This is a genomic window from Actinoplanes sp. NPDC048796, assembly GCF_040650035.1.
GTDB lineage: Bacteria > Actinomycetota > Actinomycetes > Mycobacteriales > Micromonosporaceae > Actinoplanes.
The window spans coordinates 517,365-543,215 of record NZ_JBEZGO010000006.1; the positions used below are offsets into that span (position 1 = coordinate 517,365).

The following is a 25,851-nucleotide window of genomic DNA, read 5'->3' on the forward strand; positions in this document are numbered from 1 at the left end:
AGCAGGACTGTGAACACGGCGGAGCTGAGGCCGGCCGGCGAGGTGACCGCCGAGGACCTCGGCAGCGTGCACCTCATCGGGATCGGCGGGGTCGGCATGGCGGGCCTGGCCCGTTTGCTGCTCACCCGGGGCGTCCCGGTCTCCGGCAGCGAACTGCGCGAGTGGCCGGCGCTGGCCGGCCTGCGCGCGCTGGGCGGCACGGTGCACATGGCACACGTCGCGTCGAACCTGGACGGGGTCGACACGGTGGTCTACTCCACGGCCATCCCGGCCGACCACCTCGAGCTGGTCGAGGCGCGCCGCCGCGGGCTGCGCGTGCTGCACCGCTCCGAGGCGCTGGCGGCCGCGATGACCAACCGGCAGACCATCGCCGTGGCCGGCACGCACGGCAAGACCACCACCACCTCGATCATGACGGTGATCCTCCAGCACGCCGGTCAGGACCCGTCGTTCGTGATCGGCGGCGAGATCTCCGAGGCCGGCTCGAACGGCCACCACGGCACCGGGCCGCACTTCGTGGCCGAGGCCGACGAGAGCGACAAGTCGTTCCTGATCTACCGCCCGCACGTTGCGATCATCACCAACATCGAGGGCGACCACCTCAACAACTGGGGCGACCTCGACGGCCTCAAGGCCGGGTTCCTGCAGTTCGCCGAGCTCACCGACCCCGAGGGCTTCGTGGTCACGTGCGCCGACGACGAGGGCACCCAGGAGCTGATCGCGGCGCTCAAGGCCAAGGGCAAGACCGTTTACACGTACGGCGAGAGCGCGTCGGCCGACCTCAGGATCTCCGATGTCGTGTCGACCGTCAGCGGGGTCCGCTACCAGGCCGAGCTGGACGGCAAGCCGCTCGGCGAGATCCGGCTGGCGCTGCCCGGCAAGCACATGGGCCTCAACAGCGCGGCCGCCGTGCTGACCGCGCTGCGGCTGGGCCTGCCGCTGGACAAGACCGTGGAGGCGCTCGCGTCCTTCCCCGGCGTGCGCCGGCGCTTCGAGCGCAAGGGGATCGCGGCCGGTGTGCGGGTGTACGACGAGTACGCGTACCACCCGACCTCGGTCAAGGCCGCGCTGCGCACGCTGCGCGAGGTGGCCGGCGACGGCCGCCTGCTGGTGGTCTTCCAGCCGTACCGGGTGTACCGCACCCGGGACCTGGAGGCCGAGCTGGCCGAGGGCCTGAGCCTGGCCGACCAGGCGATCGTCATGGAGGTCTTCGGCCCGGGCGAGGTGCGCGGCCCCGGCGAGGGCGGCGTGTCGCTGACCGCGGCCGTCGACCTGCCGGACGGCGCCAAGGTGTTCGTGCCCGACTGGGAGGACGTGCCGGCCGAGGTCGTGCGGCGCAGCCGCCCGGGCGACGTGGTGGTGACCATGGGCGCGCCGCCGATCTCGCTGATGGGCGACGAGCTGCTGTCCGCGCTGGCCGAGGCCGACCTCCAGCCGGCGCCGTCCCAGCCCAGCGGCAACGCCCTGGAAGAGCGGTAGAGCAGCGGTGAGCGGGGGCGGGCGCAGCTGGCGGCTCGTACGGGCGGACACCGACGCGGTGCCCGCCTCGGCGCGCCGTTTCATGGCCCGCGCCCGCAAACGTAAGCTGCGGGCCGTGCTGCCGTGGGCGATCGCGGCCGGCGTGCTCGCCCTGGCCGGCATCGTGTCCTGGGTCGTCTACGGCACGTCCCTGCTCGGCGTCCGCGACGTGAAGGTCGTCGGCACCCAGTTCCTCACCCCGCTCCAGATCGAGCAGGCGGCCTCGGTCCCGCAGCGCGAGCCGCTGGCCCGGGTCGACCTCGACGCCGTCCGGGCCAAGGTGCGCACGCTGCCGGCGGTCGACCGGGTCGTGGTGCGGCGCAGCTGGCCGTCCACGCTGGTGGTGGAGGTCGTGGAGCGTACGCCGGTGGCCGCGGTGCCCGCCTCGGGCCAGTTCTCGCTGATCGACCGCGAGGGCGTGCCCTACCGCACCGTCCAGCAGCAGCCGGCCGGGCTGCCGCTGGTGCGTACGACGTCGCCGGGGCCGAACGACGTGAACACGAAGTCGGCCCTGACCGTGCTCTCGGCGCTCAGCGAGGATCTGCGCGAGCAACTGGTCGCGGTGTCGGTGCCCATGCCGGCGCAGATCAAGCTGGAGCTGAAGAAGGAGCGCACGGTGGTCTGGGGGGACGACACCCAGAGCGACACCAAGAGCCAGGTGGCGACCGCGCTGCTGAAGCGCAAGGGCCGCGAGATCGACGTCAGCGCTCCGTCAGTCGTGACGATCCGCTAATATCTTCCATAAGTGGACAAACAACGCTTTTTGGTCGAGGTTACGGGTCCGTCGGATGTTCGCCACGTAAGCGGACGCCGACACGCCGCGCCGGGTCTTTGGTTGACATCGCAATGCCGCATACGTTGCCACCAGAGGCTTCAGTGGTTGACATAACCCTAAGCCTCTAGTAGAGGGTGAGGGTTTCCTCGCCCTCCCTTGTACGGCAGCGGGTGCCGACGCGCGGTCTGGCCGGACCGCGCCGGGGCCTAACGGCATCCACTAACCCTGGAAGGGAAGGCTGAGAGCCCATGACACCTCCCCACAACTACCTGGCGGTCATCAAGGTCGTCGGTATCGGTGGCGGCGGCGTGAACGCCGTGAACCGCATGATCGAGGTCGGGCTCAAGGGCGTCGAGTTCATCGCGATCAACACCGATGCGCAGGCGCTGCTGATGAGCGACGCCGACGTCAAGCTCGACGTCGGCCGCGAGCTCACCCGCGGTCTCGGCGCCGGCGCGCAGCCCGAGGTGGGCAAGAACGCCGCCGAGGACCACCGCGACGAGATCGAAGAGGTGCTCAAGGGCGCCGACATGGTCTTCGTGACGTGCGGCGAGGGCGGCGGCACCGGCACCGGCGGCGCACCCGTCGTCGCCAACATCGCCCGTAAGCTCGGCGCGCTCACCATCGGCGTGGTCACCCGGCCGTTCTCGTTCGAGGGCAAGCGCCGCCAGGTGCAGGCCGAGGCCGGCATCGACGAGCTGCGCAACCAGTGCGACACGCTCATCGTGATCCCGAACGACCGGCTGCTCGCGCTCGGCGACCGCGGCATCAGCATGATGGACGCGTTCCGCCAGGCCGACCAGGTGCTGCTCTCCGGTGTGCAGGGCATCACCGACCTGATCACCACCCCCGGTCTGATCAACCTGGACTTCGCGGACGTCAAGAGCGTCATGAGCAACGCCGGCAGCGCCCTCATGGGCATCGGCAGCGCCCGGGGCGACAACCGCGCGGTCGAGGCGGCCGAGCGGGCCATCTCCAGCCCGCTGCTGGAGCAGAGCATGGACGGCGCCCGCGGCGTGCTGCTCTCCATCGCCGGCGGCTCCGACCTGGGCCTGTTCGAGATCAACGACGCGGCGCAGCTGGTCACCGACGCGGCCCACCCGGACGCGAACATCATCTTCGGCGCGGTCATCGACGACGCGCTCGGCGACGAGGTGCGGGTCACGGTCATCGCGGCCGGCTTCGACGGGGGCACGCCCTCGTACAAGCCGTCCGAGCCGGCGCGCAAGGTGATCCAGCAGCCGGCCGCGCCGGCGGTCACGGCGCCGCAGCCGGCCGCGCCGGCGGTCACCACGCCGCCGCCGGCCACGACCACCCCGACCCCGCGCCGGGTGCTGTTCGACGACGTCGACGTGCCGGACTTCCTGAAGAACGGCTCCTGACGGCGGTGACGGATCGTAGGGCCGAGCTGTCCGCGGCCCTTCAGGAGGTGCGTGGGCGGATCGCCCGCGCGTGCGTGGCGGCCGGGCGACCGGCGGACGCCGCGCACCTGGTCGCGGTGACCAAGACGTACCCGGCGAGCGACGTGGTGTTGCTCGCCGGGCTCGGCGTCACCGACGTGGGCGAGAACCGCGACCAGGAGGCCGCTCCCAAAGCGGCCGCCGCCGCGGAAGCCGGCGCGACGCCGCGCTGGCACTTCATCGGACAGCTCCAGCGCAACAAGGCGCGTTCGGTGGCGTCCTATGCCGACGTGGTCCAGTCGGTCGACTCCGTACGGCTGGCCTCGGCGCTCGATCGTGCGGCTTCTTCTCTGCGCGATGATCCACTCGAGGCGCTGGTCCAGGTGAGCATCGACGGTGATCCGGCGCGCGGGGGCGCGGCCGGCGACGACATCTGGCGGGTTTCCGACTCCATCGCGTCGTCCACATCGCTGCGTCTCGGCGGCGTCATGGCGGTGGCCCCGACGGACTGGGATCCCGACCGCGCGTTCGAGCAGCTCAAGTCGATCTCGGACCGTCTGATCGCGTCACACCCCGATTCGAAGATGATCTCCGCGGGTATGAGCGGGGACCTTGAGGCGGCCGTCCGGCACGGTGCGACACACGTCCGGATCGGCACTTCTTTGCTCGGAATGCGAAACCCGCTGCGGTAGCCTTGCGGCGGGCAGCAAACTACATAGGTGTTGTTTAACGCGGCGCCACTCGCGAAGGTGGCCGGCGCGTCCGACGACGCGGCGTTGCCGCAGCGTGTGGTCCTGTTCGGACCGGCTGGGGCGCGAATGGGGGACAGCGAAAGCGCAGGGGGTGCGTTTCGCGAAGCGGACGAAGGTGGGGGCACATGGCGGGTCGGGTCGGCGCCGAGCGGGGTCACGCTCGGATGCGGGATGGGGTGAGGGCATGAGCGCCATTCGTAAGGCGGGCGTCTGGCTGGGCCTCGTCGAGGAGGACGAAGACCGCGACTACGGGTACCGCGAGGACTCGTACCACCAGCGGGACCGCCGCTACTCCGGCAGCCGCTACGAGAACGACATCGACGAGGACGACGAGGAGTTCGAGGAGGAGCGCACGGTGCCCCGGGCTCGCACCGAGCGCCCGGCCCGCCGTCTCGCGCACACCGACGTCGAGGACGAGCCGGTCGAGCGCTCCGAGCGCGCGAGCGTCCGCTCCATCACCCGATCGGGTTCAAGTACGGCCGACTCGGCCCTGAGCTACTCGACGCGGGAAAATCTGGCGCTCGCCCCGCAGACCGTGCACCAGCCGCAGCCGGCGCCCCGGCCGGTCGAGGACGAGCAGCGTTACCAGATCACGACCCTGCACCCGACTACTTACCGTGAGGCCCGCACCATCGGAGAGCACTTCCGGGACGGTGTTCCGGTCATCATCAATCTCACTGAGATGGATGAGGGTGACGCCCGCCGGCTGGTCGACTTCGCGGCCGGTCTGGCCTTTGGTCTTCGCGGTACGATCGAGCGCGTGACGAACCGGGTGTTCCTGCTCTCACCGGCGAATGTCCAGGTCACCGCGGAGGACAAGGCCAAGATCGCTGAAGGCGGTTTCTTCAGCCAGGGCTAAAAAGCCTCGGCGCCCGGCTTAACCCGAATGGGGGAGGACTCGAGCACCGTGCTCTCGGTCGTGTTCCAAATATTGTATTTGCTGGTATATATCTTCTTTCTCGTCCTGCTTGCCAGGTTCGTGCTGGGTGCGGTACTTCAGTACGGGCGCCGGTGGCAACCCAGTCGTGGGGCGTCGGCGGCACTGGAAACGGTGTGGAGCGTCACTGATCCGCCCCTCAAGGCGTTGAGGCGTGTGATCCCACCGCTGCGCATTGGTAACGTGAGCTTGGACCTGGCTTCCATAGTGCTGCTGGTTATCCTGTTCGTGCTCATGCAGTTCGTGTTGCGAAACCTGATACTGCAGTTCAGCTAGACAGCAGCCCCACCGCGGCCGCAACTGACCCGAGGAGTTTCGATGCCGCTGACCCCGGCCGACGTGCACAACGTCGCCTTCAAGAAGCCCCCGATCGGCAAGCGGGGGTACGACGAGGAGGAGGTCGACGCCTTCCTGGATGAGGTCGAGCGCGAACTCGCCCGTCTGATCGAGGAGAACAACGAGCTGCGCGCCCAGGTGGAGCGCGGCGGTCGGGGTGGCGCGCCAGCCGGTCCTTCCGCCGACCCGCGCCTCGCCGCGGAGCTCAACGACGTCAAGGCTCAGCTCGACCGGGTGCAGCGCGACAAGGCCCAGGCCGAGCAGGCCGCCCGGCAGATGCAGGCCGAGCTCGAGCAGGTCCGGGCCGCGGGCCCGGTCGGCGGTGGCGCCGCCAGCGGTGGCGCCGACGGCGAGCAGCAGGCGCTGCGGGTGCTCATGATGGCCCAGCGCACCGCCGACGACCACGTCGCCGATGCGCGCCGCGAGGCCGACAAGCTCCTCTCCGACGCCCGTTCCAAGGCGGAAGAGGTCACCCGCGAGGCCCGCGCCAAGGCCGACGCCCTCGAGCGTGACGCTCGCCAGCGTCACCAGGAGGCCATGGGCGGTCTCGACGCCAAGCGGACGGCGCTGCAGAAGCACATCGAGGAGCTGAAGCAGTTCGAGCGCGAGTACCGCACTCGGCTCAAGGCGTACCTCGAGAGCCAGCTGCGCGACCTCGACGGCCGGGGCCAGGGCCTCGAAGCCGAGATGTCGCGGGCCGACTCCGGGCGCGCCGTCGGTGGCAGCGGCGGTCTCGCCGCGGCCGGCCTCGCCGGTTCGTACGGCGGCAGCCGCGCCAACTCCATCGAGTCCGGGCGCTGAGCTCCCGCTCTCCCATCTCCCGCCGGTTTCTCACGACGAGGATGAGCCATGATTGTCGCTAGTCTTCTGCTCATCCTCGTCGCGGTGGCCCTGCTCGTCATGGGCCTCACCGGCGGGTCGAGCAACCTGCTCATCAGCTCCATCGTGGCCAGCCTGCTGGCCGCGGTCTTCCTCGTGGTCGGTGCGCGCCAGGCGGCTTCCGCCCGGCGCGCGGCCGCGCGCACCACCCCGGCCGACGAGCACGCCGACGACTACCGCGACGACCTGATCGAGGACTACCCCGACGAGGCCTTCGTGGCGGAGCCCGAGTTCGCCGCGCGGACAGCCGGGGAACCGGCCCGGCGCCGTCGCCCCTCCGACGATCTTCCTCCGCCGGACGCCCCCTTCGCAGCCGAATCCGGCGCACGCGACACGGTCCAGTTCGACGCCGTCGACTCCCGCCCCACCGCGCACCCCGCGGACGAGGTCCCGCCGGGCGATTTGTCCGCCGATGAGGCTCATGCGGCGGGTTGGCGCGACGCCAAGGAGGCCATGGCGGCCGACCTGAACCGCGACCCCGCCCTCCGCCACCACCCCGGCGCCGCGGCGGCCGGCCGGGATTCCGCTTCCACCCGCGAGCCGGCCTTCGACCGTGAGCCGGCTTTTGACCGTGAGCCGGCTTTTGACCGCGAGCCGGCTTTTGACCGCGAGCCGGCTGATCCCGCCGCCGGCCGCGACTCTGCCGATGTTGTCGTCGGCAGGGACGCCGCTGGTCCGGTGACTGACCGTGACTCTGCCGATGCGGCCGTCGGCCGCGACCCCGCTGGCCGTGACTCTGCCGATGCGGCCGTTGGGCGGGGCGCCGCTGGTCCGGTCGCCGGCCGCGCCTTCGGCGATCCTTCCGCCGGCCGCGACTCTGCCGTTGGCCACGAGCGCCCGTTCGACAGCGACCCTGCCTCCGCCGCCGGCCACCGGCCCGGGGATGCGGCGGCCGGGCGTGAGACCGGCGACCAGGACATTCGCGAGGCGGATCCGGACTACGACCGTGCCTCCTCCGCGATCAACGCGGCCCGCAGCGAGACACCGGGCGAGGACGCCTGGCGCCGCGACCCCGGCGCGGCGACCGCTGACGACGACGAGTTCGCCGAGCCCGACGTCGACGACCCGGACGACGAGCCGCTGCCCCAGGCCGTACGCCCGGCCGACGCCGTCCGCGTGGCCCGCCTTGACGCCGAGGTGCTGGTGGTCGACGGGCGCCCGCGCTACCACCTGCCCGACTGCCCCCACCTGGTCGGCCGCCTCACCGAGCCCATCCCGGTCGGCGAGGCCGTCGAATTGGGCTTCAGCCCATGCGGCCTGTGCCGCCCGGTCGACCGCCTGGTGGCGAGCGCCGCCCACCGCTGACGCCTTCCCGCAGGCGCCGCCCCACCGGCACCCGCTCGCGCCACGCCCACGCCGCGCTGCGGTTTGGTGGTGGCCGGCGCCGCTCATGGGGTGATGCCCGCCTCGGTGATCGCCCGCACTGCTCTGCTCGCCGCGGCTGCGCCGTGCTGCTCCGCTCGTGCTGCCTCGCTCGGGTGGGACTGCGCCGCGCTGGTGAGACCGCCTGCGCGCGCCCTGATCCGCTCACCGGCCGGTGATCCCCTGCGCCCAGGCCGCGCCTCGGCCGCTGTGCTTGTCGTGGGTGAGGGTGGCGCGGGGACCCTTGAGGGCCGGGAGGGGTGAAAAGGGGCTCTCGTTTGTGGGCGCGGTGATCGGGACAATGGGGCATGGTCAAGCGCAGCGTGCCTCCGGAAGAGCCGGCCGTCGTCACCGTGGCGGTGCGGGTCAAGCCTGGCGCTGGGCGTACCAAGGTGGGTGGGGCCTATGACGGGCCGCATGGGGTTGCCTTGGTTGTTGCCGTGGGGGCTCCGGCGGTGGACGGTAAGGCGACCGAGGCCGCTCGGCGGGCTCTGGCGGGGGCGCTCGGGCTGCGGCCGGGGGCCGTCGCGCTCAAGGTCGGGGCCACCAGCCGGGACAAGGTTTTCGCTGTCACGGCGGGTGGTGTTGAGGTTGCCGCCCTTGTCGCCGCGCTGCGCGGCGGTCCGCCGGCATGAGCGGGAGCCTTGATACCTCTCTGCTCATCGGGGCGGCGGTTCTGCTGGTCGCGGTCGGGGCGGTTCGGCTCTCCACCCGGCTCGGGCTGCCCAGTCTTCTCGTGTATCTGGCCATCGGCATGGTCATCGGGGAGGCGGGGCTCGGCATTCGCTTCGATGATGCGGAGCTCACGCGGACGCTCGGGTTCTGCGCGCTCATCGTGATCATTGCCGAGGGTGGGCTCACCGCTCGGTGGAGCACCCTGCGGCCCGTGCTGGGGCTCTCCGCCTCGCTGGCCACCGTGGGGGTGGCGGTCAGCATCGCTGTGGTCGGTCTCGCCGTTCATCTGATCCTCGGTCTGCCCTGGCAGTTGGCCCTGCTCTACGGGGCCGTGCTGTCGTCGACCGACGCCGCCGCCGTCTTCGCCACGCTGCGGCGGCTGCGGTTGCCGCCCCGGCTGGTGGCGACGCTCGAGGCCGAGTCCGGCATGAACGACGCGCCGGTGGTTCTGCTGGTCGTTCTGCTGAGCGCCAGCGAGGTGGGTCAACACCCTTGGTGGTACGAGCTTCTGATCGTCGCCTACGAGCTGGCGGCGGGCGCGGCGATCGGGTTCGCGGTCGGCGCCGGTGGGCGCTGGCTGCTCCGGCACGCGGCGTTGCCGTCGGCCGGGCTCTATCCGATCGCCGCCGTGGGGCTCACGGTTCTCGCGTACGCGGCCGGGGCCGTGGCCCACTCGTCCGGGTTCCTCGCCGTCTACGTGGCGGGCGTGGTGCTCGGCAACGGGCGGATTCCGCACCGGCGGGCGATCCTCGGGTTCGCCGACGGGCTGGCCTGGGTGGCCCAGATCGGGCTGTTCGTGCTGCTCGGCCTGCTCTCCTCGCCATCGCACCTGACCAGCGCGCTGGTGCCGGCCCTGGTGGTGGGGGTGGCGCTGGTCCTGCTGGCCCGGCCGCTGTCGGTGATCGTCTCGGCGGTGCTGGCCCGGCCGGTGCGGGGGCCGCGCCGGCCGGGCAACCGGGTCGGCTGGCGCGGCACCGCCTTCCTGTCCTGGGCGGGGCTGCGCGGGGCGGTGCCGATCGTGCTGGCCACCATTCCGCTCTCGGCCGGCACGGAGGGCGCCGAGGGGCTGTTCGACGCCGTCTTCGTGCTGGTCATCATCTTCACCCTGGTGCAGGCGACCACCCTGGGGCCGGCGGCCCGGCTGCTCAAGGTCACCGCGCCGGCCGAGGCGGCCGAGCTGCACGTGGAGGCGGCGCCGCTGGAGCGGCTGAACGCCGACCTGCTGCACATGGACGTCTCGCCGGGGTCGAAGCTGGCCGGCGTCCACATCGACGAGCTGCGACTGCCCAAGGGCGCCTCGGTGAGCCTGGTGGTCCGCGACGGCGACGGCTTCGTGCCGGGACCGGACACCCGCTTGCGTACGGGGGACGCGCTGCTCATCGTGGCCACGGCGGCCGTCCGCGACCTGGCCGAGCGGCGGATGCGGGCGGTGAGCCGGCGCGGGCGGCTGGCCCGGTGGTTCGGCGAGGACGGGCGGGAGGAGCCGCACTGACCTCGCGTGGCAGGACAGCCCGGCGGCGGACCGGGGAGGGTGACCAACCGACCGGCCGCCTCCGGCGAGCCGGTGGTGTGCCTCTGCGGTCGGGGGCGGGCGGACGCGTACATCTGGAGTTAGGTTGTCGCTTTCGAATACGTTCCGTATCCTTGCGGTCCTCCGAGAGTGCGCGGCTGTTCCGTTCAGCCGCGCTGTTTTCGCAGGTGGGGGAAGATCAACCGACAAAACGGGACAGGGAGGTCGGTGGAGGCGCCGACCTCACGGACGCTGATCGCCGCGCGGGGCGCGGCCGAGGGAGCGACGATGGCCAAGGCAAGCGACACCAAGGCAGCCGCCGCCAAGCGGACGCGCAGCGCGGCCGAGACCGAGAAGATCCGGGTCGCTCTGGTCGAGCGGCGCGACGAGCTTCAGGCCGAGTACTCGCAGTCGCTCAGCGAGATCACCGAGTTGGCCCGCGACCGCATGGAGGACTCCGCCGGCGACGACCAGGCCGACGCCGGCACGAAGACCTTCGAGCGTGAGCAGGAGATCACTCTGGCCAACAATCTGCTGGAGCGGATCAATCAGGTGGAACGCGCCATCGACCGCCTCGGCGAGGGGAACTACGGTTGGTGCGAGCGGTGCGGCAACCCCATCCCGGTCGAGCGACTGGCGGCGTTCCCCTCCGCGACTCTCTGTGTGTCTTGCAAGCAGCTGGAGGAACGACGCTGAACGCCGACGAGGCAACGGACGCGACCACCGTGGACGAGCCGGAGCCGGGTGCGCGCCCCGGGTTCAGCCGTGCCGCCGTGCTCGTGCTCGCCGCTACCGCCGTGGTGGCCGTGGCCCTCGACCAGTGGGTCAAGTGGCTCTCCACCGAGAACCTGACCGAGGGCGAGCCCGTACGCATCCTCGGCGGTCTGGTCTACCTTTCGCTGCTGCGCAACAGCGGCGCCGCCTTCAGCTTCGGCGAGGGCTACACCTGGGTGTTCCCGCTTATCACCATCGTGGTGATCGGCTGGATCGCCTGGATGGCCACCAAGCTGCGCTCGCTGCCGTGGGGGATCGCGCTCGGGCTCGTGCTCGGCGGCGCCCTGGGTAATCTGGGAGACCGGCTGTTCCGCGCGCCGTCCTTCCTCCACGGCCACGTGGTCGACATGATCAGCGTCTTCGGGCCGTACGCGGAGTACTTCGCCGTGTTCAACATCGCCGACGCGTGCCTGAGCGTCGGCGTCGTGCTGGCCGTGCTCCTCGAGCTCACCGGCCGGCAGCGGGACGGGCGACGACTCGTACGGAAGAAGGCCGAGAAGCAGTGAGCTCGCAACGATCCCTGCCCGTCCCCGACGGGCTCGACGGCATGCGCCTGGACCAGGCCGTGTCCCGTCTCTTCGGGCTGTCCCGCACGGCCGCCGCGACCCTGGTCGAGGCGGGCGACGCGCTGGTCGACGGCTACCCGCGCCCCAAGTCCGACAAGGTCAGCGCGGGCGCCTGGCTCGAGGTCACCCTCCCGTCGCCGGCGGCCGAGCAGGCGCCGGTGGCGCCCCAGCCGGTGCACGGGCTGACCATCGTCTACAGCGACGACGACATCGTGGTGGTGGACAAGCCGGTCGGCGTGGCCGCGCACCCCAGCCCCGGCTGGACCGGGCCGACAGTGGTCAGCGGCCTGGCCGCCATGGGGCAGAACGTGGCCACCAGCGGCGCCGCCGAGCGCCAGGGCATCGTCCACCGGCTCGACGTCGGCACCACCGGGCTCATGGTCGTGGCCAAGAGTGAGCTGGCCTACAGCGTCCTCAAGCGCGCCTTCAAGGAGCGCGAGGTGGACAAGCGCTACCACGCGGTCGTCCAGGGCCACCTGGACCCGCTGCGCGGCACCATCGACGCGCCGATCGACCGGCACCCGACCGCCGACTACAAGTTCGCGGTCATGTCCGACGGCAAGCCCAGCGTCACCCACTACGACACGCTCGAGGCGTTCCGCTCGGCCAGCCTGGTCGACGTGAAGCTCGAGACCGGGCGCACCCATCAGATCCGGGTGCACTTCTCGGCCCTGCGGCACCCGTGCGTGGGCGACACCCAGTACGGCGCCGACCCGACCCTGGCCGCCCGGCTCAAGCTCAACCGGCAGTGGCTGCACGCCCGCGAGCTGGCCTTCCTGCACCCGCGGACCCACGACGAGGTGCGCTTCGTCAGCGACTATCCCGACGACCTGAAGTACGCCCTCGACGTCCTTCAGGACGCGGCCTGAGCCCATGAGCCCCGCCCAGCGGGTGCGCTTGCTCTCCGCGTCCGACGCCCGGTTCGCGCTCGCCTGCGCGGCGGTGACGGCGGCGGTCGTGGCGCTCGGCGCGCTCTGGGCGGACCGGCGTGAGGTGGCGCCGGCCGGGGACTCCCACGAGGTCGTGCGGGTCGGTGTCGTCGAGGGACAGACAGTTCCGGGCTACCTCGACTCGTCACGTACCGAGCTGGGGGCGCTCGCCGAGCCGTCGGCGCCCACCGTCGGCGACACGTGGGCGCTGGTGAGCCTGTCCGGCTACACGGCGGCCGGCCGCCTGCCCGACCTGCTGCGGGACGCGGCGGTGGCGCAGGTGTACGCCCGGGTGCCGATGCCGGGGCAGCACACCCAGGTCGTGCGGATCCCGGTCTACCGGCTGCCGGCCGACGTGCTCACCGGCATGCTCGACGCGGCCCTCGACCGGGACACCGAGAAGGCCGCGTACGACCAGCTGGCGTCGAAGCTCCCGGCGACCGAGGCTCGGGCCCGGGTGGCGTACGCGGCGGCCGCCCGCACGGCCGAGGTGGAGGCGGCGGCGTACCGGTCGGGATGCTCGTGCGTCTTCGCGGCCGTGGTCCGGGGCACCCCGGCCGCCTTGCAGGAGGTGGCGGCCCGGGTGGGGGTCCGCGCGGTGGACGTGGCGCCCGAGGTGCGCAGCCTCGACCGCACCGAGTTCCGGCCCCCGCTGCCCGAGCAGACCGGCGTCGTGCCGGCTGTGCCAACCGCGGCCACGGGCATTGCCTCACCGCCGTCCGCGCCGATAGTGTCGGCGCCCGGGGTCGATGTGACATCAGACTCATCGCGGGTCTCCGGGCACCTGACCGACCCTTCCGTCTCGGCATCGGAGGATCTTCCTGCCGTACCCTCTGCGTCAGACACGACCGCTGCTCACGATGCGACCAGCGCCTCGGCGGCAGCACCCTGAGCCCCGCCCGGACGTTAGGTCTCTAGTCGGTGGCACGGGCAGTGGCCCTATCGCGCTCGGCTCCGTAGCCTGTCAAAGGCGAACGGCCCGGGCGTGGGCATCACCGAAAGTTATGGGCAGGGAGGACTGAGCCGTGGAGGGGACCGAGACCGGCTGGGGCCGGCCTGCGGAACCAGCCCCGCGATGGCGGGCGCTGCTCGACCGCGCCCGGCACGGTTCCCGCGGCGCCGACGACCAGGCCGAGGAGCAGGAGCCCGAGGCGGCTCCGCCGGCCCCTCAGCAGTACGGGTCGCCGCTGCCCACCCGACGGCCGACCAACCCGCTCGACTCCCGGGGCGCGTCCTACGGGTCGCGGTACGACCAGCATCCGGCCGAGGCGCCGGCGGCGGCCGAGCCGCCGCCGCGAGCAGTGCCGCAACGGCCGATCAATCCGCTCGACCCGCGCTGGCAGGCGCGGTCACAGCCGGCTCCGCCGCCCGCCCCTTCCGCGCCGTCCGCTTCCTCGCCTTCCTCCCCTTCCTCGCCATCCTCGTCTCCCTCGGGTCCCGAGCCCACCAGCTTCTTCGGGCCCTCGTCGCGGTCGGCCCCGGCGCAACCCCGTGACTATCCGCAGGCGCGGGCGTCGGCCGCGGCCCCGGTCGCGCAGCCGCCGGCCGCGTCCGGTTATCCCACGCCGTCGGCCGCCCCTGGTTACTCAGCGTCATCGGGTGCCGCGACGGGTTATGCCGGGTCGTCGGGTTATGCGGCGTCGTCGGGTGCCGCGTCGGGTTATGCCGGGTCGTCGGGTGCCGCGTCGGGTTATGCCGGGTCGTCGGGGCCCGCTCCGAGTTACGCCGCGCCGCCGGCCGCCGCCTCGGCTTTCGCCGCGCCGCCGGCCGCCGCTTCGGCTTTCGCCGCGCCGCCGATGACCTCGGCGCCGGCCGCTCCTCCGGTGCCGCCGCCGGCTGCTCTGCCGGCGCCCGCGCCGCGGGCGGCGCCGTCGCCGGCCTCGCCGACCTCGCCGGCCGGGGCGCGTATCGAGTGGCGGCAGACGCGGGCCGACGACGAGTTCGCCCGGGCCGTCTCGGTCATGCGGCGCAAGCTCGGCAAGCCGCGGGTGCTGGCGTTCGCCAACCCCAAGGGCGGCGTCCACAAGACCACCGCGACGGTGCTCGCGGCCGCCACCATCGGCAGCGTCCGCGGCCGGGGCGTGCTGGCCTGGGACGACAACGAGCTGCGGGGCACGCTCGGCCTGCGGGCCGGGAGCGCGCGGCACGCCCGTACCATCAAGCATCTTCTGGCCGATCTCCTGCAGATCGAGAATCTGCACGGTGACGCCCTGCTCCAGGAGCTCGACGGCTACCTGCGGCACGCCTCCGACGGGTCGTACGACGTGCTCGCCGGCGAGGAGAACCCGCGCTTCGCGCAGCGGCTCGACCAGGCCACCGTGCGCCGCGTGATGGACCTGCTGCGCCGCACCCACGACGTGATCTGTGTCGACACCGGCAACAACGTCGAGAGCGTCAACTGGCAGACCGTGATGCGCCAGGCCGACCAGCTCGTGATCACCACCGTGCCCCGCGAGGACGCTGCGTTCACCGCCGACTGGATGCTCGACGTGCTCGACGAGAGCGGCATGGGCGACCTGGTGTCGAACGCGGTGACGTTGATCTCCTGCCCCTCGCCGGGCCCGCTGCCGTTGCTCAACGACTTCGCCAAGCACTTCGCCACGCGCACCCGCGCGGTGGCCGTGGTGCCGTACGACCCGGCCCTGGAAGTGGGTTCCTCGATCGAGTACGCGGACCTCCAGCAGGAGACGCGCGCGGCGTGGCTCAAGGCCGCGTCTGTGATGATCGAGCCATTCGCCGAGTGACACGCGTTTCCCCCTCGTTCTTGTCGTAGCCGCCCGCTAGAGTCGGTCGGTCACTACAACTTCAGGGGGTCCCGGGTGTCTGACTCGTTCGTGCATCTCCACGTGCACACCGAGTATTCGATGCTCGACGGAGCTGCCCGCATCAAGGAAGTGCTGGCCGAGGCGGCCCGCCAGGGCATGCCGGGCGCGGCCATCACCGACCACGGCAACATGCACGGGGCGTACGACTTCTACACCCAGGCCAAGGCCGTCGGCGTCACCCCGGTGATCGGCGTCGAGGCGTACGTCGCCCCCGAGTCCCGCCTGATGAAGAACCGGGTCAAGTGGGGCCGCCCCGAGCAGAAGGGCGACGACGTCTCGGGTAACGGCGCGTACACCCACATGACCATGTGGGCGCGCAACGCGGTCGGGCTGAAGAACCTGTTCCGGCTCAACTCGCGCGGCTCGATGGAGGGCCAGCTCGGCAAGTACCCGCGGATGGACTTCGACATCATCGCGGAGCACGCCGAGGGCATCATGGGCACCACCGGCTGCCCGTCCGGGGCCGTGCAGACCCGGCTGCGGCTCGGCCAGTTCGACGAGGCGCTGAAATCCGCCGCGATGTACCAGGAAGCCCTGGGCAAGGAGAACTACTTCCTCGAGATCATGGACCACGGCCTCTCCATCGAGAGCCGGGTCCGCGACGGGCTCCTCGAGATCGGCAAGAAGCTCGGCATCCCGCCGCTGGTCACCAACGACTCCCACTACACGCACGAGGCGCAGGCCTCGGCCCACGACGTGCTGCTCTGCGTGCAGACCGGCAGCAACATCGCCGACCCCAACCGTTTCCGCTTCGACGGCGCCGGCTACTTCGTCAAGTCGGCCGACCAGATGCGCGCCGTCGACTCGTCCGAGGCGTGGCTCGAGGGCTGCCGTAACACCCTGCTCGTGGCCGAGCGGGTCGACACCGAGGGCATGTTCACCTTCAAGAACCTGATGCCCCGGTTCCCGATCCCCGACGGGTACACCGAGGAGGAGTACTTCCGCCACGTCGCGTACGAGGGCCTGCGCTCCCGCTTCCCCGGCGGCATCCCCGAGACCCACGTCAAGCAGGCGGAATACGAGCTCGGCGTGATCATCGAGATGGGCTTCCCGGCCTACTTCCTCGTGGTCGCCGACTTCATCCAGTGGTCCAAGCGCAACGGCATCGCGGTCGGGCCGGGCCGTGGCTCGGCCGCCGGCTCGCTGATCGCGTACGCCATGGGCATCACCGACCTCGACCCGCTGCCGCACGGCCTGATCTTCGAGCGGTTCCTCAACCCCGAGCGCATCTCGATGCCCGACGTCGACATCGACTTCGACGAGCGCCGGCGGGGCGAGGTCATCAAGTACGTGACCGAGCGCTGGGGCGAGGACAAGGTCGCGCAGATCGCCACCTTCGGCACGATCAAGGCCAAGGCTGCGATCAAGGACTCGGCCCGCGTGCTGGGCTACCCGTTCGCGGTCGGCGACCGGATCACCAAGGCGCTGCCGCCCGACGTCATGGGCAAGGGCATCCCGCTGTCGGGCATCTTCGACAAGGAGCACAAGCGGTACGGCGAGGCGGGCGAGGTCCGTACGCTGTACGAGACCGACCCCGACGTCAAAAAGGTGATCGACACCGCGCGCGGCATCGAGGGCCTGATCCGGCAGACCGGCGTGCACGCGGCCGGCGTCATCATGAGCGCCGAGCCGATCATCGACCACATCCCGCTCATGCGGCGCCCGGCCGACGGCGTGATCATCACGCAGTTCGACTACCCGACGTGCGAGACGCTCGGGCTGCTCAAGATGGACTTCCTGGGCCTGCGCAACCTGACGATCATCGACGACGCCAACAAGAACATCGAGCTCAACCACGGCAAGAAGCTCGATCTGCTGGCGCTGCCGCTGGACGACCCGAAGGCGTACGAGCTGCTGGCCCGCGGTGACACGCTGGGCGTGTTCCAGCTCGACGGTGGCCCGATGCGCTCGCTGCTGCGCCTCATGAAACCCGACAACTTCGAGGACATCTCGGCCGTCCTGGCCCTGTACCGGCCCGGCCCGATGGGCGTCGACTCGCACACCAACTACGCGCTGCGCAAGAACAAGCTCCAGGAGATCACCCCGATCCACCCGGAGCTGGAGGAGCCGCTGCGCGAGATCCTCGAGCCCACGTACGGCCTGATCGTCTATCAGGAGCAGGTGCAGCGCGCCGCGCAGATCCTCGCCGGCTACTCGCTCGGCCAGGCCGACCTGCTCCGCCGGGCCATGGGTAAGAAGAAGAAGGAGATCCTCGACAAGGAGTTCGTGCCGTTCCAGCAGGGCTGCATGGAGCACGGCTACTCCAAGGAGGCCATCCAGGCGGTGTGGGACGTGCTGGTCCCGTTCGCCGGCTACGCGTTCAACAAGGCCCACTCGGCGGCGTACGGGCTGGTCTCGTACTGGACGGCGTACCTCAAGGCGCACTACCCGGCCGAGTACATGGCCGGGCTGCTCACCAGCGTCGGCGACGACAAGGACAAGATGGCGATGTACCTGGCCGAGTGCCGGCGCATGGGCATCCAGGTTCTGCCGCCCGACGTCAACGAGTCGGCCGGCCCGTTCACCCCGGTCGGCAAGGACATCCGCTTCGGCCTGGCCGCGGTCCGCAACGTCGGGCACAACGTGGTCGAGGCGATCCGCCGCTGCCGCGACGAAAAGGGCAAATACCAGGACTTCTACGACTTCCTGTCCAAGGTCGACGCGGTCGCCTGCAACAAGAAGACCATTGAATCCTTGATCAAGGCCGGCGCGTACGACTCGATGGGCCACAGCCGCAAGGGCCTGCTCGCCGTGCACGCCGAGGCGATCGACGCGTACGCCGACGTGAAGCGCAACGAGGCGGCCGGGCAATTCGATCTTTTCGGCGCGTTCGCCGACACCGCGGAGGGCGGCAGCGCGGCCACGGTCGCGATGCCCCCGATCACCGACGACGAGTGGGACAAGCGCGACAAGCTGGCCTTCGAGCGGGAAATGCTCGGCCTGTACGTCTCCGACCACCCCCTCGCGGGCCTCGAGCAGCTGCTGCACAACGCGGCCGACACGACGATCGCGGCGCTCAACGAGGAAGGCTCGGTCCCCGACGGCCAGGTGGTGACCCTCGCCGGCATCCTCACGGGCGTGCAGCGGCGCATCACCAAGCAGGGCCGGGCGTGGGCCTCGGCCACCCTGGAAGACCTGGCCGGTGGGGTCGAGGCGCTGTTCTTCCCGAACACCTACGAGGTGATCGGCCAGTTCATCGCGGAAGACGCCATCGTGGTGGTGAAGGGCCGCGTCGACCGGCGCGACGACACCCCGCGCATCATGGCGATGGACATGTCGCTGCCGGACGTCACCCACAACCCCGACAGCAAGCCGATCACCCTGACCATGCCGATCACCAGGTGCACGCCGCCGCTGGTCTCCGAGTTGAAGGACATCCTGACCAGTCACCCCGGCGACTCCGAGGTGCACGTCCACCTCCAGAACGGCAGCCGCACCACGGTCCTGCGCCTGGGCGCGGTCCGGGTCGCGCCGACGCCGGCACTGCGAGCCGACCTGAAGATGATCCTCGGCCCGTCCGCGGTGGCCTAGGGCGAGCGGGACGGCGCGGCGGGGAACCTGGCAGGATCGTAGGGTGAACGCGAGCCAGGAACCGGCGCCCCACAATCAGCCCGGCCCACCCCCGCCCGACCCGACGGCCACCCCGGCCACCGGCGCTCCGGCGGGCTTCGAGGCCCCGGCCTGGCCCGATTCCCCCCGCGCCCCGAGCACCGCCCAGCCGCGGCCCACTCCCGGCTCCGGCCCGGACAGCGGCGCGCAGTCCCGGCCTGCTCCCGGTTCGGCCACCGGCGGCGGCGCGAAGCCGTGGTCCGCTCCCGGTTCCGGCCCGGACGGCGGCGCGCTGCCGTCGTCCGCTTCTGGTTCCGGTTCGGACGGCGGCGGGCAGCCGAAGTCCGCTTCTGGTTCCGGCCCGGCCAGCGGCGCGCAGCCGTCGTCCGCTTCTGGTTCCGGTTCGGACGGCGGCGGGCAGCCGTCGTCCGCTTCTGGTTCCGGTTCGGACGGCGGCGGGCAGCCGAAGTCCGCTTCTGGTTCCGGTCCGGCCAGCGGCGCGCGGCCGTGGGGCAGCGCCGCTCCGGAGGGCGGCGCTGGTGTGCAGCCGTGGTCCGCCTCCACCCCCAACTCCGGCGCGGAGGGCGGCGGGCAGCCCATCCCCTCTCCCGGTCCAAGCTCCGGGCTCGACGGCGGGCAGTCGTGGTCCGGCGGCGGCGCTGGCTCGGGCGACGGCGGGCAGCCGTGGGACGGCGCTGGCTCGGGCGACGGCGGGCAACCGTGGGGCGGTGCTGGCTCGGGTGATGGTGGGCAACCCTGGAGTGGCGCCGGCTCGGGCAGCGGTGTGCCGCCCTGGTCTGGGGAACGGGGTGGTGGGTACGGGCTTGCGCATTTGTCGGGGCCTGAAGCGGGGGAGCCCGGGGCCGTGCGGGAGGGCTCGCGGCGGCCCTGGCGGCGTACCCTTGTGGTGTCTTTATCGGTTTTTGCTGTGATTTTCGTGCTGGGTGGGCCGCTTGGGCTGCTGTGGCAGTGGATCGCGCCTTCGGTGCCGATGATCGGCGTTGGGTCGGGCCGGATCGCGGTGAACGATCCGTCGCCGGAGGAGTACATCGCGGCTGACGGCTGGTTCACGCTGTTGGGGCTGGGGTTCGGGCTGATTGTGGCTATCGGCGCCTGGCTCTTGCTGCGCCGCGACCGGGGACCGTTCCTGCTGGTCGGCATCGTGGCCGGCGCTTTTGGCGCGGGCTATCTGGTCGCGCCCTGGCTGGGCGAGAAGATCGGTCGCGGCGACTACGAGCATTGGCGTGACACGGCCCAGCAGGGTTCCACGCACTTCGCCCCGCCCGAGGTGCACTCGCTCGGCCCGATGCTGGTCCCGGCCTTCGCGGCGGCGATCGCCCTGACCCTCATGGCCGGCTGGTCGAACGACCCCGACCTGGACGCGCCCGGCGCCCGCCCCGGCTACGGCCCCAACGCCGGCGATCCGCCCTACGCGGAGAGCGACTGGTCGAGTCAGACACCGTCCGACTCGACCGCCACGGGCAGTTCAGCGGAGCCACCCCGCACCTAGCACCCAAGCCGAAGGAACCGGGTTGGGGGCGCGGTTCCGCGCTTTGTGCAGGCGGCACGGCTCTCGGCGCGCGCCATGGCGGATGGTTCGGGCGGGCGGCGGCTCTCGCTGGGCGCCATGGCGGATGGTTCGGCGGGCGGCGGCTCTCGCTGGGCGCCATGGCGGGTGGTTCGGCGGGCGGCGGCTTCCGGTGGGCGCCATGGCGGGGTGGCTCGGCGGGGGAGTCCCGTTCGGGGCGCGCCTTCGGGCGGTGGGGCTTCAGGTGGGCTCTGGCGCCTGCCGATCGCCCGGCTTCAGGGTGGGCCGGTTCTCATCGACCGGCCTTCTGGTGGATGAGGCTCGTTCGGATTCGGGGCGAACGGATGGCCGTCGAGGTTCACTACCCGGCCGGACCGGGCGTGTCGTGTGCCTCGTTCGGTGGCGCTCAGGGCGCCGCGGCTTTCAGGTGGGCCCGTTTTGTCCGGTCCGCCGACGCGGCGGTGACGGGGTGCGGCGGTGACGGGGTGCGGCGGTGACGGGGTGCGGCGGTGACGGGGTGCGGCACTGATGGCGGGCGAGGCTCGTTCGGGGTGCGGCGTGGGCGTGCCGCCTGCCGGGTGGGTTTCGGCGGCCCGGGGCGGGGTCAGTTCGGGCTGGCGGGGCGGGCCAGGTCGGAGAGGGGGACCGGCACTGCTCGGACGCGGGCCAGGAGGCCGGACTCGCGGTTGAGGAGTTTCAGTTCGGTACGGAGGCGGGCCGCGGTGTCGGGGGCGGCCAGCAGAGCCTGGCGTTCCTCGGTGGTCAGCTGGGCCGTGGCCGCGATCAGGTGGGACAGGACCGTCGGGTCGGCCGGTACCGCGTCCAGGCCCTCGGAGTCGGGGCGGAGCAGTTCCAGGTAGGCGCGGAAGGCGGCCAGAGCCCGAGGGGCCAGCAGCTCGGCCGTCTCGTCGGGGGACTCGTCGGGGAGCCACTCCACGTCGGCGGTCAGGTAGGGCTCGTCGCCCTGGAGGACGTCCTTGATCTGGAAGCGGCGGCGGCCGACGGTCATGATGTCGTAGCGGCCGTCGGAGAGTTCGGTCACCTGGCGCAGCTCGGCGGTGCAGCCGACCTGGTAGAGGTCTTCCGTGGTGATCGGCGGGGGTGGCGCGGACGGGCCGTCGGTGGTGTCGGGGGCCGGGGCCTCGGCGCCGCGGCGCAAGGTCACCACGCCGAATTCGTGTGGTTCGTCGGCGGGGGCGGCCACCAGCTCGCGCACCAGCGCGCGGTAGCGCTCCTCGAAGATGTGCAGGGGGAGCACCAGGCCCGGGAACAGCACCGTGCCCAGCGGGAACACCGGCAGCCGCTTGCTCACGAAAACAGCCTATCGGTAGGCCGACCATGGTCAACCCGTCCCCAAGGCCACAAAAGTCACCGCGCGGGGGAGGGTGGGGTATCCCACGTCCTGGGCCCGGCTGCGGCGCTTAGGGGGAAACGGGGTGGGCAGCCTAAACTTGACGTCGTGCTGAATCGGACCGACCTGCGTGGCTCCCGGCGGGACCCGCGTGGACTGCTGCCCCGTGCCCAGCTCGACGTCTCCCAGGCTGTCGAGCGGATCCGCCCGGTTGTCGAGGCGGTCCATCGGCATGGCTTCAGCGCGATCCGGGAGGCCACCGAGAAGTTCGACGGCGTGACGCTCGAGCGGCTGCGGGTGGCCAAGGAGGACATCGCGGCGGCCGAGCAGAGCCTCGAGCCGGCGGTGCGGGCGGCGCTGCTCGAGTCGATCAAGCGGGCGCGGAAGGTGCACGCGGATCAGCGGCGTACCGACGTCACGACCAAGGTCGTCGACGGTGGCACCGTGACCGAGCGCTGGATCCCCGTACAGCGGGTCGGTCTTTATGTTCCCGGCGGTCTGGCCGTCTACCCGTCCACCGTGGTCATGAACGTCGTGCCGGCGCAGGAGGCCGGGGTCGACGCCCTCGTGGTGGCCAGCCCGCCGCAGAAGGAGAACGGTGGGCTGCCCGACGCGCGGGTGCTGGCCGCTTGTGCGCTTCTCGGGGTCGATGAGGTGTACGCCGTGGGCGGCGCCCAGGCCATCGCCATGCTGGGGTACGGGTCGGACGGGGTCGACGCGAGCGACCGGTGTGAGCCGGTCGACGTGATCACCGGGCCGGGCAACATCTGGGTGACCGCGGCCAAGCGGCTGCTCCAGGGCACCGTGGGCATCGACGCCGAGGCGGGGCCGACCGAGATCGCCATCCTGGCCGACGAGACGGCCGACCCGCGGCATGTCGCGGCCGACCTGATCAGCCAGGCCGAGCACGACCCGCTGGCCGCCAGCGTGCTCGTCACCGACTCCGAGGCGCTGGTCGACGCGGTCGAGGCCGAGCTGCTCACGATGGTCCCCGCCACCAAGCACGCGGCCCGGGTGCGGACCGCCCTGACCGGCGAGCAGTCCGGCGTCGTGCTCGTGGACGACCTCGAGCAGGGTTTGCGCGTCGTCGACGCGTACGCGGCCGAGCACCTGGAGATCCAGACGCGCGACGCGCGGCAGTGGGCCATGCGGGTCCGCAACGCCGGCGCGATCTTCGTGGGGGCCTGGTCGCCGGTGTCGCTCGGCGACTACGCGGCCGGCTCCAACCACGTCCTGCCGACCGCCGGTTGCGCCCGGCACTCGTCGGGGCTCTCGGTCCAGTCGTTCCTCAAGGGCGTGCACGTGATCGAGTACGACGAGGCCGCCCTGCGCGACGTCGCCGGCCACGTGGTCGCGCTGGCCGACGCGGAAGACCTGCCCGCGCACGGCGAGGCTGTGAAGGCCCGATTCGCATGACCGATCTCCCCATCCGAGATGATCTGCGCGGTAAGTCGCCCTACGGGGCGCCGCAGCTCGACGTCGCCGTGCGGCTCAACACGAACGAGAACTCCTACCCCGTTCCCGACGATGTGGTCGAGGCGATCGGCAAGGCCGTGCAGGCCGAGCTGCGCGACCTGAACCGCTACCCCGACCGCGACGCCGTCGCGTTGCGGGCCGAGCTGGCCGGTTACCTCGGGCACGGTCTGACCACGGCCAACGTGTGGGCCGCGAACGGGTCGAACGAGGTGCAGCAGCAACTGCTGCAGACGTTCGCCGGGCCGGGGCGCAGCGCGCTGGGCTTCGGCCCGTCGTACTCGATGCATCCGCTTCTGGCCCAGGGCACCGGCACCCGCTGGATCGGCGCGCTGCGTGACCCCGACTTCGGCCTGCGGCCCGAGGCGGCCGTCGCCGAGATCGAAAAGCACGACCCGGACGTGGTCTTCGTCTGCTCGCCGAACAACCCGACCGGTACGGCGCTCGACCCGGCCGTGATCGACGCCGTGCTCGGGGCCGCGCGCGGCATGGTGATCGTGGACGAGGCGTACACGGAGTTCGCCCGGCCCGGCACGCCGAGCGCACTGACCCTGCTGCCCGGGCACCCTCGGCTGGTGGTGAGCCGGACCATGAGCAAGGCGTTCGGCTTCGCCGGGGGCCGGCTGGGCTATCTGGCCGCCGACCCCGCCGTGGTCGACGCCGTGCAGCTGGTCCGGCTGCCGTACCACCTGTCCGCCCTCACCCAGGCCGCCGCCCGCGCGGCCGTCGTGCACCGCGACTCGCTGCTGGCCACCGTCGAGGCGATCAAACAGCAGCGTGACCGCATCGTCACGACGCTGCGTGAGCGCGGCTTCAAGGTGGCCGACAGCGACGCCAACTTCGTCCTGTTCGAAGTCGGCGGGGACCAGAAGATCGCTTGGCAGCGACTGCTCGACCGCGGTGTTCTCGTCCGTGACGTCGGTCTGGCAGGGTGGCTACGAGTAACGGCCGGCACCCCCGCCGAGACCGACGCATTCCTGGAGGCTTTGCAGTGAGCCGGACCGCGCGCATCGAGCGCGTCACGAACGAGACCAAGGTGCTCGTCGAGATCGACCTGGACGGCACGGGTCAGGGCGACCTGAGCACCGGCGTCGGCTTCTACGACCACATGCTCAACCAGCTGGCCCGGCACGGCGGATTCGACCTGACGGTGCGCACCGAGGGCGACCTCGAGATCGACTCGCACCACACCATGGAGGACACCGCCATCGCTCTGGGCGAGGCCTTCGCGCAGGCGCTCGGCGACAAACGGGGCATTCGGCGGTACGGGTCGGCGACCATCCCGATGGACGAGGTGCTGGTCCGGGCGGCGGTCGACCTGTCCGGCCGGCCGTACGTGGTGCACGACGAGCCGCTGCTCACCCCGTACATCGGCCCGGTCTACGCGACCAGCATGACCCGGCACATCTTCGAGGCGTTCGGCCACGCGGCCAAGGTCACCCTGCACGTGGACGTGCTGCGGGCCTGCCGCCCGGGCGGGCACCCCGACGCCCACCACGTGGTCGAGGCGCAGTTCAAGGCGTTCTCGCGGGCGCTGCGCGAGGCCGTCGAGATCGACCCGCGCAACGCCGGTCAGCTCCCGTCCACCAAGGGCGTGCTCTGATGGCCATCGCCCTGTTCATCCTGGCCGGCTTCCTGGTCGGCGGCGTCATCCAGCTGATCAAGTCGGGCGCCACCAAGTTCAGCGTCGGGCTGGTCGGCGTGCTGGCCGCCCTGGCCGTCGCCGGCGGCATCGCCTGGCTGCTTCCGGGGGACAACTGATGCCCAATGTCGTCGTGCTCGACTACGGGTCGGGCAACCTGCGGTCGGCCGAGCGGGCGGTCGCCCGTACCGGCGCCGACACGACGGTGACCAGCGACCTGGCGCTCGCGGCGGAGGCCGACGGCCTCGTCGTGCCGGGCGTCGGGGCGTACGCGGCGTGCATGGCCGGCATCGACGAGATCCAGGCCGGCCCGATGATCGCGGCACGGGTCGCGGCCGGGCGCCCGGTGCTGGGCATCTGCGTGGGCATGCAGATCCTGTTCGACTCGGGTGTCGAGCACGGCGTCGAGACGAAGGGCCTGGGCCTGCTGCCGGGTGTCGTCAGCAAGCTCGCCGCGCGGCGCATCCCGCACATGGGGTGGAACACGGTCGACGTCGCGGACGACTCCGTCCTGCTGGCCGGCCTCGATCCGGACGTGCGGTTCTATTTCGTGCACTCGTACGGCGCCTCGGACCTTGACGCCTTGACGGAAGCCGGCGCCAAGGTGACCACCGCAAGCCACGACGAGCCGTTCGCGGCGGTCGTCGAGCACGGCGCGCTCAGCGCGGCGCAGTTCCACCCGGAGAAATCGGCCGACGCGGGCTACGGGCTGCTGCGCAACTGGGTCGCCGGTCTCCCGTCGTCAGATGTCTAAGGAGCGAGCGCGCCGCCGCGCCGAGCGGCTCGCTGTGCTCGAGAAAGAGAAAGCGGCGCGGGCCCGGCGCGTCGGGCGGCGGGCGCGCCGCCGCGCCCTCGTCCAGCGCCTCACACCGCAACGGCGGCGGAGCTCGGGCACGCTGCATCGGCGCAGCCGCAACGAGCGTCTCGGCATCGTGCTGGTGCCGCTGGTGGCCATCGCCGCGGTCTGGCTGTGGGTGCCCGAAATGCCGCTGCGGATCGTCCTCACTCTGCTGATCGTTCTGGCCGCTCCGGCCCTCGTGGTCGTCATTCTCGGTCGCAAGGCCGGATAA

General features: G+C 71.6%; 24 protein-coding genes and 2 pseudogenes. 24 read left to right on the top strand and 2 right to left on the bottom strand.

Translation table 11 applies throughout. The annotated features are described in order from the left end of the window. Positions 1-9: 9 nt before the first annotated feature. The 17 genes and pseudogenes from murC (at position 10) to dnaE (ending at position 18,769) form a co-directional block, all read left to right on the top strand. Entirely contained in the window at positions 10-1,479 is a 1,470-nt protein-coding gene (murC, locus tag AB0C26_RS26890; RefSeq protein ID WP_360252997.1) for a UDP-N-acetylmuramate--L-alanine ligase, read from the top strand. A 7-nt stretch (positions 1,480-1,486) separates the two neighbouring features. Beyond that, positions 1,487-2,251, top strand: a complete 765-nt coding sequence (locus tag AB0C26_RS26895) for an FtsQ-type POTRA domain-containing protein (protein WP_360253000.1) — start codon at positions 1,487-1,489, stop codon at positions 2,249-2,251. A gap of 290 nt (positions 2,252-2,541) precedes the next feature. Further along, positions 2,542-3,675, top strand: a complete 1,134-nt coding sequence (gene ftsZ / locus AB0C26_RS26900; RefSeq protein WP_360253003.1) for a cell division protein FtsZ — start codon at positions 2,542-2,544, stop codon at positions 3,673-3,675. Beyond that, positions 3,672-4,385, top strand: coding sequence for a YggS family pyridoxal phosphate-dependent enzyme (locus AB0C26_RS26905; protein ID WP_360253172.1), 714 nt, complete (start codon positions 3,672-3,674; stop codon positions 4,383-4,385). The genes ftsZ and AB0C26_RS26905 overlap by 4 nt, the downstream gene beginning before the upstream one ends. Positions 4,386-4,629: 244 nt before the next feature. Then, the gene (gene sepF / locus AB0C26_RS26910) at positions 4,630-5,304 is read left to right on the top strand and encodes a cell division protein SepF (RefSeq protein WP_360253006.1); all 675 of its coding nucleotides are present in this window, start codon (positions 4,630-4,632) and stop codon (positions 5,302-5,304) included. Between the two features lie 48 nt (positions 5,305-5,352). Then, positions 5,353-5,658, top strand: coding sequence for a YggT family protein (locus AB0C26_RS26915; protein WP_360253009.1), 306 nt, complete (start codon positions 5,353-5,355; stop codon positions 5,656-5,658). Positions 5,659-5,700: 42 nt separating this feature from the next. Further along, positions 5,701-6,519 (top strand): DivIVA domain-containing protein, encoded by an 819-nt coding sequence (locus tag AB0C26_RS26920; protein ID WP_360253012.1) that lies wholly within the window; start codon positions 5,701-5,703, stop codon positions 6,517-6,519. A gap of 48 nt (positions 6,520-6,567) precedes the next feature. After that, a pseudogene (locus AB0C26_RS26925) lies at positions 6,568-6,756 on the top strand (hypothetical protein); the annotation flags it as partial. Positions 6,757-7,665: 909 nt separating this feature from the next. Beyond that, a pseudogene (locus tag AB0C26_RS26930) lies at positions 7,666-7,902 on the top strand (hypothetical protein); the annotation flags it as partial. A 365-nt stretch (positions 7,903-8,267) separates the two neighbouring features. Further along, on the top strand, positions 8,268-8,594 hold the full coding sequence (locus AB0C26_RS26935; protein ID WP_360253015.1) for a DUF167 domain-containing protein: 327 nt from the start codon (positions 8,268-8,270) through the stop codon (positions 8,592-8,594). Beyond that, on the top strand, positions 8,591-10,126 hold the full coding sequence (locus AB0C26_RS26940; protein ID WP_360253018.1) for a potassium/proton antiporter: 1,536 nt from the start codon (positions 8,591-8,593) through the stop codon (positions 10,124-10,126). Before AB0C26_RS26935 ends, AB0C26_RS26940 begins: the two co-directional genes overlap by 4 nt. Positions 10,127-10,432: 306 nt before the next feature. Then, a complete protein-coding gene (locus AB0C26_RS26945) occupies positions 10,433-10,840 on the top strand; it encodes a TraR/DksA C4-type zinc finger protein (RefSeq protein WP_360253174.1) in 408 nt (135 codons plus the stop codon). Further along, a complete protein-coding gene (lspA, locus tag AB0C26_RS26950; RefSeq protein ID WP_360253021.1) occupies positions 10,813-11,424 on the top strand; it encodes a signal peptidase II in 612 nt (203 codons plus the stop codon). The genes AB0C26_RS26945 and lspA overlap by 28 nt, the downstream gene beginning before the upstream one ends. Before the next feature lie 41 nt (positions 11,425-11,465). Continuing rightward, entirely contained in the window at positions 11,466-12,353 is an 888-nt protein-coding gene (locus AB0C26_RS26955; RefSeq protein WP_360253176.1) for an RluA family pseudouridine synthase, read from the top strand. A 4-nt stretch (positions 12,354-12,357) separates the two neighbouring features. Next, a complete protein-coding gene (locus AB0C26_RS26960; protein ID WP_360253024.1) occupies positions 12,358-13,305 on the top strand; it encodes a hypothetical protein in 948 nt (315 codons plus the stop codon). A gap of 133 nt (positions 13,306-13,438) precedes the next feature. Continuing rightward, the gene (locus tag AB0C26_RS26965; RefSeq protein ID WP_360253027.1) at positions 13,439-15,157 is read left to right on the top strand and encodes an AAA family ATPase; all 1,719 of its coding nucleotides are present in this window, start codon (positions 13,439-13,441) and stop codon (positions 15,155-15,157) included. Positions 15,158-15,232: 75 nt separating this feature from the next. Next, entirely contained in the window at positions 15,233-18,769 is a 3,537-nt protein-coding gene (gene dnaE, locus AB0C26_RS26970) for a DNA polymerase III subunit alpha (protein ID WP_360253030.1), read from the top strand. Between the two features lie 75 nt (positions 18,770-18,844). Here dnaE and AB0C26_RS26975 read toward each other — a convergent pair whose 3' ends face one another. Beyond that, positions 18,845-19,351, bottom strand: a complete 507-nt coding sequence (locus tag AB0C26_RS26975) for a hypothetical protein (RefSeq protein ID WP_360253033.1) — start codon at positions 19,349-19,351, stop codon at positions 18,845-18,847. Between the two features lie 364 nt (positions 19,352-19,715). Here AB0C26_RS26975 and AB0C26_RS26980 point away from each other — a divergent pair, with 364 nt between their 5' ends. Beyond that, positions 19,716-20,297 (top strand): hypothetical protein, encoded by a 582-nt coding sequence (locus AB0C26_RS26980; protein ID WP_360253036.1) that lies wholly within the window; start codon positions 19,716-19,718, stop codon positions 20,295-20,297. A gap of 622 nt (positions 20,298-20,919) precedes the next feature. On the opposite strand, the gene AB0C26_RS26985 is transcribed toward AB0C26_RS26980, so the two are convergent. Further along, positions 20,920-21,627, bottom strand: a complete 708-nt coding sequence (locus tag AB0C26_RS26985; protein WP_360253039.1) for an LON peptidase substrate-binding domain-containing protein — start codon at positions 21,625-21,627, stop codon at positions 20,920-20,922. A 147-nt stretch (positions 21,628-21,774) separates the two neighbouring features. Here AB0C26_RS26985 and hisD point away from each other — a divergent pair, with 147 nt between their 5' ends. From hisD to AB0C26_RS27015, 6 genes are read left to right on the top strand one after another with little or no spacing between them, the layout of a single operon-like run. Further along, positions 21,775-23,082, top strand: coding sequence for a histidinol dehydrogenase (gene hisD / locus AB0C26_RS26990; protein WP_360253042.1), 1,308 nt, complete (start codon positions 21,775-21,777; stop codon positions 23,080-23,082). After that, positions 23,079-24,134, top strand: coding sequence for a histidinol-phosphate transaminase (locus AB0C26_RS26995; RefSeq protein WP_360253045.1), 1,056 nt, complete (start codon positions 23,079-23,081; stop codon positions 24,132-24,134). Before hisD ends, AB0C26_RS26995 begins: the two co-directional genes overlap by 4 nt. Further along, positions 24,131-24,742 (top strand): imidazoleglycerol-phosphate dehydratase HisB, encoded by a 612-nt coding sequence (hisB, locus tag AB0C26_RS27000; RefSeq protein ID WP_360253048.1) that lies wholly within the window; start codon positions 24,131-24,133, stop codon positions 24,740-24,742. Before AB0C26_RS26995 ends, hisB begins: the two co-directional genes overlap by 4 nt. Beyond that, complete coding sequence (locus AB0C26_RS27005; RefSeq protein WP_179855327.1) at positions 24,742-24,900, top strand: hypothetical protein; 159 nt, start codon at positions 24,742-24,744, stop codon at positions 24,898-24,900. Before hisB ends, AB0C26_RS27005 begins: the two co-directional genes overlap by 1 nt. Next, positions 24,900-25,535 carry an imidazole glycerol phosphate synthase subunit HisH gene (gene hisH / locus AB0C26_RS27010; RefSeq protein ID WP_360253051.1) on the top strand — a complete coding sequence of 212 codons (636 nt, stop codon included), beginning with the start codon at positions 24,900-24,902 and terminating at the stop codon, positions 25,533-25,535. Before AB0C26_RS27005 ends, hisH begins: the two co-directional genes overlap by 1 nt. Then, positions 25,528-25,851 carry a hypothetical protein gene (locus tag AB0C26_RS27015; RefSeq protein WP_360253054.1) on the top strand — a complete coding sequence of 108 codons (324 nt, stop codon included), beginning with the start codon at positions 25,528-25,530 and terminating at the stop codon, positions 25,849-25,851. Before hisH ends, AB0C26_RS27015 begins: the two co-directional genes overlap by 8 nt.